This is a genomic window from Aeromonas sp. Lyrl_2 (assembly GCF_051948815.1).
GTDB lineage: Bacteria > Pseudomonadota > Gammaproteobacteria > Enterobacterales > Aeromonadaceae > Aeromonas > Aeromonas veronii.
Window position 1 is genome coordinate 188,102 of the sequence record NZ_JAYJLJ010000001.1, and the last position, 13,342, is coordinate 201,443.

Below are 13,342 nucleotides of genomic sequence, written 5' to 3' on the forward strand. Positions count from 1 at the left end.
CTGGCTCCTCTCTTAGATGCTGACGGACAGCAGGATCAACGCTTGTTCAGCGACTTGATCACCTTGTCCAGTACACCGTTGACAAACTTGTGGCTGTCATCGGCAGCAAAAGCTTTGGCCAGCTCGATCGCTTCGTTGATGACCACGCGCGGCGGTACATCATCACGACGGGTCAGCTCGTAGGTCGCCAGACGCAGGATCGCCTTGTCCACCATGTCCACTTCTTCCAGCGGACGGGAGAGGAAAGGTGCAAACACCTTGTCCAGCTCGCTGCAGTGGAGGGCTACCCCGAACAGCAGATCGCGGAAATAGTTCAGGTCTACACCCTTGGTGTCCTGATCGATCTTGAACTGCTCTTCGATGTCACCCACGTTAGCCTTGGTCATCTGCCACTGGTAGATGGCCTGGGTGGCGCAATGGCGGGCTTTACGGCGCTCAGACGGTTTCAATGTACTTCTCCTCGTTACACGTCCAGTTCTTTCAGGACGTTGATCATTTCGAGCGCTGCCAGTGCAGCCTCTGCACCCTTGTTACCCGCCTTGGTACCTGCACGCTCGATGGCTTGTTCAATGTTTTCAGTGGTCAGCACACCGAAGGCAACGGGAATTTCATATTCCATCATTACCTGGGCCATGCCCTTGCTGTTCTCGTTTGCCACCAGGTCGAAGTGGTAGGTGCCGCCACGGATGACAGTACCGACCGCCACGATGGCATCGTATTGACCACTCTTGGCCAGCTTCTTGATGACCAATGGCATTTCAACCGCGCCCGGCACTTTTACCAGTGTCAGGTTGCTGTCCTGCACTTGACCTTGACGCTTCAGTACGTCCACCGCGCCGTTCACCAGACTGTCGTTGATGAAGCTGTTGAAACGGGCAACAACAATAGCAACGCGCGCCTCAGGAGCGGCGATATTTCCTTCGATAACCTTCATTGGAAATCCTGTATCTGTGCAATCAAAAGGGCCGGAGTCAAAAGTGCGCACATTCTAGCACAACAGACCCACGACAAAAACCAGCTTCATAACTCCGACAAATTCCATCTATTAACTTTTTCCACAGCCAGTCAATAAGACCCATAATACTCCCCCCCCACAACCGCATCGTTCCAGTGCGGTAAAATAAAAACACACTGAAAGGAGTTCGAAATGTTGTATTTAAAACGTGCGGCATTGATATCTGCAATCATCGCAGCTATATCGCCTCACGCAAATAGCACACCACGCATTATTGGCGGCAGTGGTACTACCGCTCCCAGCTGGATGGTTGCCATTGGGGAAAATGTTAATGGAACATGGTTCAACTACTGTGGCGGTACTCTTATCGATCGTGAGTGGGTCGTCACAGCAGCCCATTGTGTAGAAAACCCGCAAGTAGGCAAGATGGAAGTCGTCATCGGCGTAACTGACTTGAGCAAATCCCATCAACGGACTTCGATTGATCAAGTTTTGATGAATACCGAATATCTGGTCAATCGCCTGAAATCCCTCGGTTTTGATATTCCAACCTTTGAAAAAGATATTGCCCTGCTGCACTTGGCAACACCCACAGCCAATGCTCCTATCACTGTGGCGCCATTAAATACCAAAGACACATGGGTTGGGCCAACTCAACTACGAACCTACGGTTATGGCGGCATCAATCCGCAGGCCACTATTGACAGTCCAGTACTGCAGACTATTGACCTCCCTTATCAAGGCGACAGGGACAGATGGTATGGAGACACAACCCTGAGCCATATCTTTGCCGGACAGACCGTGATGCAGGACTCCTGCAAAGGCGATAGCGGGGGGCCATTGGTTTATATGGGACAGCTGGTCGGCATCACTAGCTATGGGGCCTTTCCATGTGCTTCCGGAGCCGCAGGGGGATACACTTATGCACCTGCTTTGGCCGATTGGATAAACGAACAAAAACACAACATTACCATTACATCACTACGCGGACTGAATGTTCCGGCAAACCAGAGCCGCTGGGCAGAATATAGACTAGTCAACCGCACCATGTTCAACGCAACCCTGAGTGATCTGGTAACTACTGCACCTGGAATAGCCAATAACTGTAACGTTGAACTAAAACCGGGCCAAGATTGCACAATTCGCGTTCGTTTCGATGGCAAATACGCTGTTGACTCTATTCGTGCCGAAATCATTAGTATGAAAAGTACCATTGCTGGACGAGCTTCAACACTTGAAGCAGCACTTATAGGTATCACAACAAAAGAAGAACCAGCCCCCATCCCTGAACCTACACCGCAACCCGTCCAACCCTCCCAGCCGACAACCACATCAGGTAGTGGCGGTGGCGGCGGTGGTTCTATCGGTCTAGCAGCACTGTTACTAATACCAATAGCCTGGCTGCGGCGTCGCCGTTGAAACCAACGAAAAAAAGATGACGCCATGGCGTCATCTTTTTTATCCTACAAAGATTAATTACTCGCCGACGAACTCAACCACTTCCAGACCGAAACCACCGAGGGCATGGTACTTCTTCGGCGAGCTCAGCAGGCGCATCTTGCTTACACCAAGGGCCTTGAGGATCTGGGAACCGACGCCCACCCGGCGCGAGGTGCCCTGCCACTTGGCTCCTTCCGGTGCCAACCCCTTGTCGGCGGCTTCAAAACCCTTGACCCGGGCCAGCAGCTCGGCGCCGTGGGATTCCGCCCCCAAAATCACCAGCACCCCGCCTTCGTCGGCGATGCGGGCCATGGATTTGGGCAGCGGCCAGCTGCGGGCGGCGTGGCGGTCGGTCAGCAGCAGATCGCTCAGCACATCGTGCAGGTGCACCCGCACCAGGGTCGGCTGGTCGGCCTGCACCTCACCCTTTTTCAGGGCGAAGTGAACCTGATTGTCGATGGTGTCGCGGAAGGTGATGAGGTCGAACTCGCCAAACTCGGTCGGCAGCTTGCATTCGGCCACCTTCTCGACAGTGGTCTCGTGCTGGTTGCGGTACTCGATAAGGTCGGCGATGGTGCCGAGCTTGATGCCGTGCTCCTCGGCGAACACCTCCAGATCCGGACGGCGCGCCATGGTGCCATCTTCGTTGAGGATCTCGACGATGACGGCGGCAGGCTCGAAACCGGCCAGACGGGCCAGATCGCAGCCCGCTTCGGTGTGACCAGCACGGGTCAGCACGCCGCCATCCTGTGCCATCAGCGGGAAGATGTGGCCCGGCTGCACCAGATCGGCCGCCTTGGCATTGGGCGCCACAGCGGCCTGCACGGTCACCGCGCGATCGGCGGCGGAGATACCTGTGGTCACCCCTTCGGCCGCCTCGATGGAGACGGTGAAGGCGGTGGAGAACTGGGCATTGTTGCGATCCACCATCAGCGGCAGCGCCAATTGCTTGCAGCGATCCCGGGTCAGGGTCAGGCAGATGAGGCCACGGCCGTAGCGGGCCATGAAGTTGATATCCTCCGGACGGACGCAGGAGGCGGCCATGATGAGGTCCCCTTCGTTCTCCCTGTCTTCGTCATCCATCAGGATCACCATCTTGCCAGCCTTGATATCGGCAATGATTTCCTGGGTTGTGCTCAGCGCCATGGGCTACTCCATCAGTGTGCTTGGGGGTTGAGCCCGCAGGCTCAACGCAAATGCGTGTGTATGTTGCTCTAGATTGGGGCTAGCGGCTCCATTTCAATCAGAGCGGGATCACAGAAAATCGTTTTGGTGGCCAGATACAGAGCACACCGTCAGAGAAAACCGGCCTTGGCCAGCGTCTCCATGGTCAGGGTCGAGGCGCTGCTCTCCTGACTTTTTCCCATCATCAGCCGCTCCAGATAGCGGGCGATCTGATCCACCTCGAGGTTGACCTTGTGGCCCGGCTTCCAGCTGGCGATGGTGGTCTCCTGCGCGGTGTGGGGCACGATAGTCAGGCGGAAAAGGTCCCCCTGCACCGCGTTGACGGTCAGGCTGATGCCATCCACCGCAATGGAGCCCTTCTCGGCGATATAGCGGGAGAGCTCGCCCGGCGCCTTGATCCAGTATTCGATGGCGCGGCCGCTGCTGGAGACGCTTTTCACCTCCCCTACCCCATCCACATGGCCGGAGACCAGATGGCCGCCGAGGCGGGAGGTGGGCATCAGTGCCTTCTCGAGGTTGACCCGATCGCCCACCCTGGCGGCGGCAAAACCGGTGCGCGACAGGGTTTCCAGCGACACGTCAGCGATATAACTCTTGTCGCCCAGCGCCACCACGGTGAGGCAGACGCCGTTGGTGGCGATGGAGTCGCCCAGTTTGACGTCACTGAAGTCGAGATGCGGCGCATGAACGGTGAGGGCCATGTCGTCGCCCTGACGGCGCAGTTCGGCCAGGGTTCCCACCGCTTCGATAATTCCGGTAAACATGCAGATCACCTTGCTGATGACGGGGGCTGATTATGCCCCCTTGAACATTGATAAATCAGGCTATTTTGGCGGTAATGCGAATATCCGGCCCCACCATGCGCACATCCTTGATGGCAAGCTTGGGGGCCTGGAACAGCCGGGTCAGACCCGGCAGATGGAACAGGCCACGCCCTTCGTCACCCATCAGTTTGGGTGCCTGATAGAGCACCAGCTCATCCACCAGCCCTTTTTCCAGCAGAGCGCCGCACAGCCGCGGCCCCGCCTCGACCAGTACCGAGTTGACGTTCTGCTTGGCCAGCAGCATGAAGAGGCTGACCAGATCCAGCTTGCCATCCAGCAGCGGCAGCTCCAACTGCTGCACCCACTCGGGCCACTCGCCAGACGCCTTGTGACGGGCCAGCAGCACCGGGCTCTCGCTCTGGAACAGCGGCAAGTCGGGTGTGAGGCGGTTTTGCGAATCGACGATGACTCGCAGCGGCTGGCGCAGGGTCTCTTTGGGGTAGCTCGCCTTGACCAAGGGGGGCAGCTCGTCCCAGCGCACGGTCAGGGAAGCGCCATCGGCCAGCACGGTTTCGGCGCTGGAGAGCACCGCATCGTGGCGGGCCCGCAGTCGTTGCACATCGCGGCGCGCATCCGGGGAGGTAATCCACTGGCTCTCACCGCTCGCCATGGCGGTGCGGCCATCGAGGCTGGCTCCCAACTTGACGGTCACCCGCGGGAAGGCGGTACGCATCCGCTTGAAAAAGCCCGGGTTGAGCGCTTCCGCTTCGCTCGCCAGCAGGCCGAAATCGGTCTTGATCCCCGCTTCGGAGAGCATCCGCAGGCCACGCCCACCCACCTGGGGATTGGGATCGACCATGGCCGCCACCACCCGGGCCACGCCGGCGTTGATCAGCGCTTCGGCGCAGGGAGGGGTACGGCCATGGTGGGAGCAGGGTTCGAGGGTCACATAGGCGGTAGCACCACGGGCGTTGTCACCGGCGGCGCGCAGGGCATAGACCTCGGCATGGGGCTCGCCCGCCTTCTGATGCCACCCTTCGCCAACCACCACGCCATCTTTGACCAGCACGGCGCCGACGCAGGGGTTGGGGGCCGTGGTGTAACGGCCGCGGCGGGCCAGCTCGAGGGCCCGACTCATCCATTGGTAATCATCTTGACTAAACATCCGGGCTCCTTTGACAACACATCTCGACTTTACGCAGTATCGTAGGTTCGATTAGCGCAGCGTAATCGGACGCGGCAACATGGGTGAGAATGGCGGTTTACTTCTCCAGCTTGGCGATCTCTTCGCCGAACTCGCGAATATCTTCGAAGCTGCGATAGACGGAGGCAAAGCGGATATAGGCCACCTTGTCCAGACTCTTGAGCTCATCCATCACCAGATTGCCCACCAGCTCGGAGGCGACTTCACGCTCGCCGGTGGCACGCAGGCGGGATTTGATATGGTTGACCGCTTTTTCGATGGCCTCCATGCTCACCGGCCGCTTCTCCAGTGCCCGCAGGATGCCGGCACGCAGCTTGTCTTCGTTGAACGGCTCGCGGGAACCGTTGGACTTGATGACGCGGGGCATCACCAGCTCGGCCATCTCGAAGGTGGTAAAACGCTCGTGACAGAGCAAACACTCACGACGGCGGCGTACCTGATGGCCTTCTGCCACCAAGCGGGAATCGATCACCTTGGTATCAACCGCACTACAAAATGGGCAATGCATCGGACCTCCGGCGTTAATGGAACAGGGACCGGCCCGGCGGGCCAGGATCTAGGTCGGCCAGTGTAGCACGGCCATCCAAAACCGGTAAAAGCCAGAAAAAACAATGCCACCCGCAGGTGGCATTGGTCTCAAACCGGATGGTCTGACTTATCAGCCATAGACCGGGAAGCGGCGGCAGATATCCAGCACCTTCTCGCGCACGGTGGCCAGCACGGCATCGTTGTCGTGGTTGTCCAGTACGTCGCAGATCCAGTGGGTCAGCTCGATGGACTCGGCCTCCTTGAAACCGCGGCGGGTGATAGCCGGGGTACCAATCCGTACACCGGAGGTGACGAACGGGGAGCGCGGGTCGTTGGGCACGGAGTTCTTGTTGACGGTGATGTTGGCTTTGCCCAGCGCAGCGTCAGCATCCTTACCAGTCAGCTCGCGGCCGATCAGGTCAACCAGCATCAGGTGGTTGTCGGTACCGCCGGAGACGATCTTGTAACCGCGCTCGATAAAGGTCGCAGCCATCGCCTTGGCGTTTTTCACGACCTGAGCCTGATAGGTCTTAAACTCCGGCTCCAGCGCCTCTTTGAAGGCAACGGCTTTACCGGCGATGACGTGCATCAGCGGGCCACCCTGGCCACCCGGGAAGACGGCAGAGTTGAGCTTCTTGTAGAGCTCCTCGTCGTCAGCGGCGGAGAGGATCAGACCACCGCGCGGACCAGCCAGGGTCTTGTGAGTGGTGGAGGTAACCACGTGAGCGTGGGGAACCGGGTTCGGGTAGACGCCAGCGGCGATCAGGCCAGCCACGTGAGCCATGTCGACGAACAGGTAGGCACCGACCTTGTCGGCTATTTCGCGCATGCGTGCCCAGTCAACAATGCCGGAGTAGGCAGAGAAGCCACCGATCATCATCTTCGGCTTGTGCTCGACAGCCTGACGTTCCATGTCGTCGTAGTCGATCTTGCCGGACTCATCGATACCGTAGGGAATGATGTTGTAAAGCTTGCCGGAGAAGTTGACCGGAGAGCCGTGGGTCAGGTGACCGCCGTGGGCCAGGTTCATGCCCAGTACGGTGTCGCCCGGCTGCAGCAGAGCCATGTAAACGGCGCTGTTGGCCTGGGAGCCGGAGTGCGGCTGCACGTTGGCGTAGGTGGCCCCGAACAGCTCTTTGGCGCGCTCGATAGCCAAGGTTTCGACCACATCCACATACTCGCAACCACCGTAGTAACGCTTGGAGGGGTAACCTTCGGCGTACTTGTTGGTCAGCTGGGAGCCCTGGGCTTCCATGACACGGGGGCTGGTGTAGTTCTCAGACGCAATCAGCTCGATATGCTCTTCCTGACGACGGGTTTCGTCTGTGATGGCCTGCCACAATTGCGGATCATAATTGGCGATGGTCATGTCACGTTTCAACATCCGTTTCTCTCCTGAAAATCGTTTGCGCGTTAGGTGAAGTGGGCGCGGGCATTGTAACGTGAGCTGGATCAAAGAGACAGTCCAACCACCTAAAAAAATGTTGAATTTATGTTGTAAAAAACAAGATTCCCTCCCCGTTCAATACCCTGGCCGCCCCGCCAAACGGCACATTTTTCATCCCGCCGCGGGCGGGCAAAACCCGAAGGGGATCACAACGCCCTCTTTATCCATCCTGTAACATATTCATTCGAAACAAATTTAATGATGATGGAGCTGATTGCAGCCATGCATCCGAGGGGCTGCACCTAACCGGAGGAGTTCAAGATGGACCATCTGCTGACATTCGTGATCCTGGCGGTATTTTTTCTGTTCTACTGGGTCTACTACACCAGCCAACGCAAGCATGTCCACACCACCTCGTGGGATCAACTCCCCACCAAAGCCGACTATCTGGCGGCCCACCCTGAATCAGTCGATGGCGACATCATCTTCTGTTATCACTGCGGCCACCACGAGTTGCTGGAGGTAGGCATGGTGCACCTGACCGATTTTCGCCGGGAATGGGTCTGTGCCAAGTGCAAGCAGGTGCTGTTTCGCGAGAGCGAATAACGGCGCAGGGGCTGGCCCCCTCTGAACGTTGTGCATCGCCAGCAGGGCTCAGAACGGAGAATCCCTGTTGGCCACCAGCCACTGCTGCAACCCGCTCACCGCCGCGTCAAATTGCGCCCCGATTGCCGCAGGTTCACCACCTCCCGCCTCAAGAGCCGCACAGTGGTTGGCAAATTCGGTCAACCCAAGCGCCAGCGCACTCCCCTTGAACTTGTGCGCCAGCTGACGTTGCTCACTTCCCTCCCCCTGAGCCAACTTATCCACCAACACCCGCCCTTGCGACTCAAACAGCGCGACCAGCTGGCGGATCCGCGCCATGCCGAGCAGGGGCAGATCGGCATCCAGCACCGGATTGGCCCACTCGGGCTGGTTAGTCGAGGACGCGGCTGCAGATAATTGCACCTGTGGCTCGATAGAGGCCCCTTCTTGCCGAAACAGCTGATCGATGGAATTCGCCAGCACCGCCAGCCGCACCGGCTTGCCGACAAAATCGACAAACCCGGCGGCAAGGCAGTGGCGGATATCCTCCGGATACATCTGGGCCGAGATGGCGATGGCGGGCAGCGGCCGTTCATGCATCTCCTCACTGATGGCGGCCAGATCCTCGCGCAGAGTCATGCCGTCCATATCGGGCAGATTGATATCGAGCAGCGCCAGCTCGAAGGGGCGCTCGGTCACCAGCGCCAGTGCACTGCGACCGTCCTCCGCCAGGGTGACGCGATGGCCGAGGCGGGTCAGCATGCCGTGCGCCACCAGCCGATTGATCTCGTTATCCTCCACCAGCAGGATGTCGCGGGATTGGCCAAGGTGCAGCGGTTGCGCCTCGGCAGGCAGCTGGGCACTCGAACGCTGCAACGGCAAACTGAAGTTGAATTCACACCCCTTGTCCGGCTCGCTGGCAAGGATCAGCTCGCCCCCCATGGCGGCCACCAGCTTGCGGCTGATCGCCAGCCCCAGCCCGGTGCCGCCCTGATGGCCTATATCACGCTTGCGCTGGCGAAACGCCTCAAACACTGCCTCTTGCTCATCGGCCGGAATGCCGGGGCCGGTATCGCGCACCACGAAGCGGATGCAGGGCTCGGCGCAAGGTCCCTGACAGACAAGGGGCGCCACCGTCAGGGTAATCTGGCCACGGGCGGTAAACTTGACCGCATTGCCGAGCAAGTTGCCGAGCACCTGGCGCAGTTTGCCCAGATCCCCCTCGACCACAGGCGCCAGCCCGGGCGCATATTCCAGCGCCAGGGTGACCCCCTTGGCCGCAGCCTTTGGCCGGAACAGCGCGCTCAGCTCATCCACCAGCTGGAACAGGGGGAAGGGCTCGCGGCGCGCTTCCACATGGCCCGCCTCGATCTTGGAGTAGTCGAGAATGTCGTTGAGGATCTCCAGCAGGGATTCGCCGCTGTGCTCGATGGCGGCCAGATAGCGCTGCTGGGTATCGCTCAGGTGGGTATCTTCCAGCAGTGTCAGGCCACCCAGAATGCCGTTCATGGGGGTGCGGATCTCGTGGCTCATGGTGGCGAGAAACACCGATTTGGCGCGGTTGGCCTGTTCTGCCTCGGCGCGGGCCTGCCGCTGCTTCTCCACCTCCTCATTGAGCCGCTCGTTGGCGTGGCTGAGCTGGCCAGTGCGCTCCTCGACCCGCGACTCCAGCTCGCGCTGATAGCGGCCCAGCTCCACCGCATTGTCACGAAACACCTGCAGGGCCCGCCCCAGCTCCGCCAGCTCATCGCGCCCGGTACTGGCGATCGGCTCAAGGGGGGCCAGATCCCCGCGCGCCAACCGGCTCATCCCCGCCACCGCCCGTTGCAGTGGCCAGACGATCCGGCCGTAGACCATGCGCCACATCAGCAGCATCAGTAGTAGCAGGGTGAGCAGGCCAATGGCCATCAGCGCCTGTTCCAGCAGCCTGAGACGCTGGCTTAGCGCCTGCTGGCTCTGCCCCAGCGAATCGCGAGCACGGCTGACCAGCTCTCCGACCTGTTGGTTGAGGCTGCTCATCAGGGCTTCGTTGGCATTGGCCAGCACCCGCAGCGCCTCCCCCTTGCCGAGCCAGTCGCTGCGCAGTTGCACCAGCTTGTCACTCTGCGCCAGCACGGTCAGCGCCTGCTCCACCGCCTGACGACGTGCCGGATCGGTCACCGCCCCGGCCCGCAGTTGCAAGATGGCCAGCTCCCGCTGCCCCTCTTGCAATAGCGTTTGCAACTGTTCCTGCCGTTCGCTGCGCCACATCTCCTCGATGCGCTGCTGCTGCATCAGGGTGCGATGACGCAGCTCGGTCATCTGCTCCAGCCAGTCGAGATCCTGCTCCAGCAGGCGGTCCAGCGTCCGGGTCGCCTGCGCGCCTTGCTGTTGGTAGAGAGAACCCAATCCCGCCACCATCACGGTTTCGGCGTTCTCCATCTGGCTGCGCGCCAGCTCGGCGATCTGTCCGGCCGCCGCCACCAGACGGGCCCGCTGCGCCTCCCCTTGCGCCATCAGGGTCAACCGTTCCCCCACCAGCCAGCCCTGCTGACCCAGATTGCCGATGATGCTCTGACTGAGCTGATCGAGGCTTGTTGAACCCTGCCCACGGCCGAGTTGCGCCAGCACCTGCTGCAGCTGTTGCCCCTGCAGAGTGAGCAAGCGTCCCTGATGCTCCCGCTCCTGCTCGCTGGTTGCGGTGGCCAGCAGCCGTGACGCGCTCTGGATCTCGCCGCTGAGGCGAGAGAGCGTGCGGGCCAGCTCCTGATCGGCCAGAGTCTGCTGCACCCCTTGCTCCAGCTGGCGCAGATGGCTAAGCCCCACCCAGCCCAGCAGGGAGGCACTCAGGGTCAGCAACGCCATCAGGGAGAAGGCCAGCAGCAACTTGCCACCCAGGCCGGAAAAGATTCTCACGGGAAGTCCCTTGGTTGTGGTCGGCTTTGACCGGATAATATGGCCCAACACTTTAACAAAACCCCTGACCATGCGAAGCGTCTATCTCTCCCCGTTGTTGCTGATCTGGTTGCTAATGCTTCCCCGCGCCGCCCTCGCCTTTGCGGTCGATATCTGGCCCGGCGGCGAATTCAGCGGCCAGCCGCTGCGCCAGCAGTGGCAGGAACCCGCCGCCGCAAGCAAGCCGCTGACCCTCTGTGCCCTCTACCCCCATCTGCGCGACGCCTACTGGCTATCGGTCAATCAGGGCATGGTGGACGAAGCGAAGCGGCTGGGAGTCAAGTTGCAGATCCACGAAGCAGGGGGTTACGGTGCCCTCGCCGAGCAGCGCCAGCAGTTGCAGCGCTGCGTGCAGGAAGGGAGCGACGCCATCTTGCTCGGCGCGGTGAGCTATCAGGGCTTGCGCGAGGCAATCAAGGTCACGCCGCTGCCGCTCTTTGGACTGGTCAACGATCTGCCCAGCGGTCTGGTGCAGGCCAAGGTGGGGGTCTCCTGGTACCAGATGGGCTGGCAAATCGGCCACTGGCTGGCGCAGCGTCACCCCGCCGGCAGCAAGCCGGTCTCGGTCGCCCTTTTCCCCGGCCCGCAGGCAAGCGGCGGCAACAACTTCGTCGAGCCGGGCTTTGCCGATGCCATCAAGGGGAGCGCCATCAAGCTGGTCACCACCGAGCGCGGCGACAACAGCCGGGAAATCCAGCGCACGCTGGTGCAGCAGACGCTGGCCCGCTATCCCGACCTCGACTATCTGGTGGGGGGCGCCATCGCCGCCGAAGTAGCCGTCAACGAACTGTCACAGCGCCATCTCGACAGGCCCCGGGTGCTGAGCACCTACTTCAGCCACGGGGTACAGCGGGGCCTGCGCCGGGGCAAGATCTTGGCCGCCAACAGCGATCAGATGCGGCTGCAGGGGCGCCTTGCTGTCGCTCAGGCGGTCTGCCTGCTGCAACACCCTGATGCCAATGCCGAGCAGTACCCGCGGGTGATGGGGCCACCCATTCTGACGCTCTCTGCACCGCTGGCCGACCCCGCCGATTCCCTCTCGGATGGCGCTTTTCGTCCCGTCTATCGGGTCGAATAGCCGTTCCAAATCCGATTAGCCCACTCAAGGAGAAGAGATGAAAGAGTTACATGCCAGCTGCCTGTGCGGCGCCGTCGCCCTGACCCTGCCGGATCAGTTCGACTATATGGGGAACTGCCACTGCAGCGAATGCCGCAAGTTTTCAGGGGGAGATTACGCCTCGGTCGGCGGACTGGATGGCAACAAGGTCACCATTGTGAAGGGAGAAGAGGCCATCGGCCGCTACCGGAAATCGGCAGAGACCACCCTCGCCTTCTGTGGTCACTGCGGCTCCAGCCTGTTCAGCCAGAAGAGCAGCAGCGGCAAGATCAACCTGCGCCTCGGGGTACTGGACGATGTGCCGAGCCAGCGACCCGCGTTTCACATCTTTGTCGGCTCCAAGGCACCCTGGCACCAGATTGGCGACGACTGCCCGCAATTTGATACCCGCCCGCCGGTCTGATACCTCTCAAACAGGTCAAGGCCACCGCAACGGGGTCAGGAGGCTATCTCGCCGGCAAACAGATAGCCTTCACCATGGACGGTGACAAACAGCTGGGGATCCCGCGGATCCGCTTCCATCTTGCCGCGCAGCCGCCGGATCAACACGTCTATGGTGCGATCGCTCGGGCCATCGCCGCGATGGCTGATAAGGGTCAGGATCCGCTCCCGACTGAGCACCCGCCCGGCATGAGCGACAAAGGCCACCAACACTTCATATTCGGCCTTGGTCAGACGCACCGGCACCCCGTCCTTGCTGAGCTGGCGGCGGGGGATGTCAAAACGCCAGGGGCCAAAGCGCACCGCATCGTCCGCCACCGCAGGCTCGCTCGGCGCGGCGGCCGCCAGCGAGATCCGCCACAGCAGATTCTTGACCCGCACCAGCAGTTCCCTGAGCTCGAACGGCTTGGTGACATAGTCGTCGGCCCCCATCTCGAGGCCGACAATCCGGTCTACCGCATCACTGCGGCCGGTGACCAGAATGATCCCCACCGTGCTGCGCGCCCGCAGTTCACGGGTCAGCAGCAGACCATCTTCCCCCGGCAGGTTGATATCCAGCATCACCAGATCGACCGTCTGCACCGCCAGCACGGCGCGCATCTCCTGGCCGTTTTCGACCGCCGTCACCCGATAGCCCTCCCGCTCGAAATAGCCGGTCAGCTTCTCGCGGGTAACCGCATCATCTTCAACAACCAGAATGTGGTAGCTCATGGGCAGGGTTCACGATGGTCGACAAGGGAGGATTATTCTATTCACATTTTGTCATAAATACCCCTATTTCATTAATTTGTGGCGGCAACCC

13 protein-coding genes are annotated in these 13,342 nt (G+C 60.5%); 4 read left to right on the forward strand and 9 right to left on the reverse strand.

Annotated features, from left to right (window positions below; translation table 11 throughout):
• Nucleotides 1–35: 35 nt before the first annotated feature.
• A complete protein-coding gene (nusB, locus tag VF684_RS00905) occupies nucleotides 36–449 on the reverse strand; it encodes a transcription antitermination factor NusB (RefSeq protein WP_005343514.1) in 414 nt (137 codons plus the stop codon).
• Between the two features lie 14 nt (nucleotides 450–463).
• Nucleotides 464–934 carry a 6,7-dimethyl-8-ribityllumazine synthase gene (gene ribH, locus VF684_RS00910; RefSeq protein ID WP_005338866.1) on the reverse strand — a complete coding sequence of 157 codons (471 nt, stop codon included), beginning with the start codon at nucleotides 932–934 and terminating at the stop codon, nucleotides 464–466.
• 213 nt (nucleotides 935–1,147) lie between these two features.
• Here ribH and VF684_RS00915 point away from each other — a divergent pair, with 213 nt between their 5' ends.
• Complete coding sequence (locus VF684_RS00915) at nucleotides 1,148–2,374, forward strand: S1 family peptidase (protein WP_201911536.1); 1,227 nt, start codon at nucleotides 1,148–1,150, stop codon at nucleotides 2,372–2,374.
• 57 nt (nucleotides 2,375–2,431) lie between these two features.
• Here the strand turns inward: VF684_RS00915 and ribBA are convergent, their stop codons facing one another.
• From ribBA to glyA, 5 genes are all read right to left on the reverse strand, one after another.
• Nucleotides 2,432–3,541, reverse strand: coding sequence for a bifunctional 3,4-dihydroxy-2-butanone-4-phosphate synthase/GTP cyclohydrolase II (ribBA, locus tag VF684_RS00920; protein ID WP_139439982.1), 1,110 nt, complete (start codon nucleotides 3,539–3,541; stop codon nucleotides 2,432–2,434).
• Nucleotides 3,542–3,690: 149 nt separating this feature from the next.
• Nucleotides 3,691–4,344 carry a riboflavin synthase gene (locus VF684_RS00925; RefSeq protein ID WP_139439981.1) on the reverse strand — a complete coding sequence of 218 codons (654 nt, stop codon included), beginning with the start codon at nucleotides 4,342–4,344 and terminating at the stop codon, nucleotides 3,691–3,693.
• A 55-nt stretch (nucleotides 4,345–4,399) separates the two neighbouring features.
• Entirely contained in the window at nucleotides 4,400–5,509 is a 1,110-nt protein-coding gene (gene ribD / locus VF684_RS00930; RefSeq protein WP_139439980.1) for a bifunctional diaminohydroxyphosphoribosylaminopyrimidine deaminase/5-amino-6-(5-phosphoribosylamino)uracil reductase RibD, read from the reverse strand.
• A gap of 97 nt (nucleotides 5,510–5,606) precedes the next feature.
• Complete coding sequence (gene nrdR, locus VF684_RS00935; protein WP_005338880.1) at nucleotides 5,607–6,056, reverse strand: transcriptional regulator NrdR; 450 nt, start codon at nucleotides 6,054–6,056, stop codon at nucleotides 5,607–5,609.
• Nucleotides 6,057–6,206: 150 nt separating this feature from the next.
• Nucleotides 6,207–7,460, reverse strand: coding sequence for a serine hydroxymethyltransferase (gene glyA / locus VF684_RS00940; protein ID WP_040068624.1), 1,254 nt, complete (start codon nucleotides 7,458–7,460; stop codon nucleotides 6,207–6,209).
• A gap of 324 nt (nucleotides 7,461–7,784) precedes the next feature.
• Between glyA and VF684_RS00945 the strand changes: the two genes are divergently transcribed.
• Nucleotides 7,785–8,069 (forward strand): hypothetical protein, encoded by a 285-nt coding sequence (locus VF684_RS00945; RefSeq protein ID WP_376898930.1) that lies wholly within the window; start codon nucleotides 7,785–7,787, stop codon nucleotides 8,067–8,069.
• Between the two features lie 48 nt (nucleotides 8,070–8,117).
• Here the strand turns inward: VF684_RS00945 and torS are convergent, their stop codons facing one another.
• Nucleotides 8,118–10,943: a TMAO reductase system sensor histidine kinase/response regulator TorS gene (torS, locus tag VF684_RS00950; RefSeq protein ID WP_376898932.1), complete on the reverse strand. Its 2,826-nt coding sequence runs from the start codon at nucleotides 10,941–10,943 to the stop codon at nucleotides 8,118–8,120.
• A 70-nt stretch (nucleotides 10,944–11,013) separates the two neighbouring features.
• Between torS and torT the strand changes: the two genes are divergently transcribed.
• Entirely contained in the window at nucleotides 11,014–12,060 is a 1,047-nt protein-coding gene (gene torT / locus VF684_RS00955; protein ID WP_376898934.1) for a TMAO reductase system periplasmic protein TorT, read from the forward strand.
• Between the two features lie 37 nt (nucleotides 12,061–12,097).
• Complete coding sequence (locus VF684_RS00960) at nucleotides 12,098–12,502, forward strand: GFA family protein (RefSeq protein ID WP_075115410.1); 405 nt, start codon at nucleotides 12,098–12,100, stop codon at nucleotides 12,500–12,502.
• 35 nt (nucleotides 12,503–12,537) lie between these two features.
• Here the strand turns inward: VF684_RS00960 and torR are convergent, their stop codons facing one another.
• On the reverse strand, nucleotides 12,538–13,251 hold the full coding sequence (gene torR, locus VF684_RS00965; RefSeq protein ID WP_376898936.1) for a two-component system response regulator TorR: 714 nt from the start codon (nucleotides 13,249–13,251) through the stop codon (nucleotides 12,538–12,540).
• Nucleotides 13,252–13,342 lie beyond the last annotated feature (91 nt).

Excerpts from the sequence above, each read along its gene's own strand:
- nrdR (WP_005338880.1), bottom strand. The coding sequence starts at position 6,056 with ATGCATTGCCCATTTTGTAGTGCGGTTGATACCAAGGTGATCGATTCC.
- glyA (WP_040068624.1), bottom strand. The coding sequence starts at position 7,460 with ATGTTGAAACGTGACATGACCATCGCCAATTATGATCCGCAATTGTGG.
- torR (WP_376898936.1), bottom strand. The coding sequence starts at position 13,251 with ATGAGCTACCACATTCTGGTTGTTGAAGATGATGCGGTTACCCGCGAG.
- VF684_RS00915 (WP_201911536.1), top strand. The coding sequence starts at position 1,148 with ATGTTGTATTTAAAACGTGCGGCATTGATATCTGCAATCATCGCAGCT.
- VF684_RS00960 (WP_075115410.1), top strand. The coding sequence starts at position 12,098 with ATGAAAGAGTTACATGCCAGCTGCCTGTGCGGCGCCGTCGCCCTGACC.
- ribD (WP_139439980.1), bottom strand. The coding sequence starts at position 5,509 with ATGTTTAGTCAAGATGATTACCAATGGATGAGTCGGGCCCTCGAGCTG.
- ribBA (WP_139439982.1), bottom strand. The coding sequence starts at position 3,541 with ATGGCGCTGAGCACAACCCAGGAAATCATTGCCGATATCAAGGCTGGC.
- VF684_RS00925 (WP_139439981.1), bottom strand. The coding sequence starts at position 4,344 with ATGTTTACCGGAATTATCGAAGCGGTGGGAACCCTGGCCGAACTGCGC.
- VF684_RS00945 (WP_376898930.1), top strand. The coding sequence starts at position 7,785 with ATGGACCATCTGCTGACATTCGTGATCCTGGCGGTATTTTTTCTGTTC.
- torT (WP_376898934.1), top strand. The coding sequence starts at position 11,014 with ATGCGAAGCGTCTATCTCTCCCCGTTGTTGCTGATCTGGTTGCTAATG.
- ribH (WP_005338866.1), bottom strand. The coding sequence starts at position 934 with ATGAAGGTTATCGAAGGAAATATCGCCGCTCCTGAGGCGCGCGTTGCT.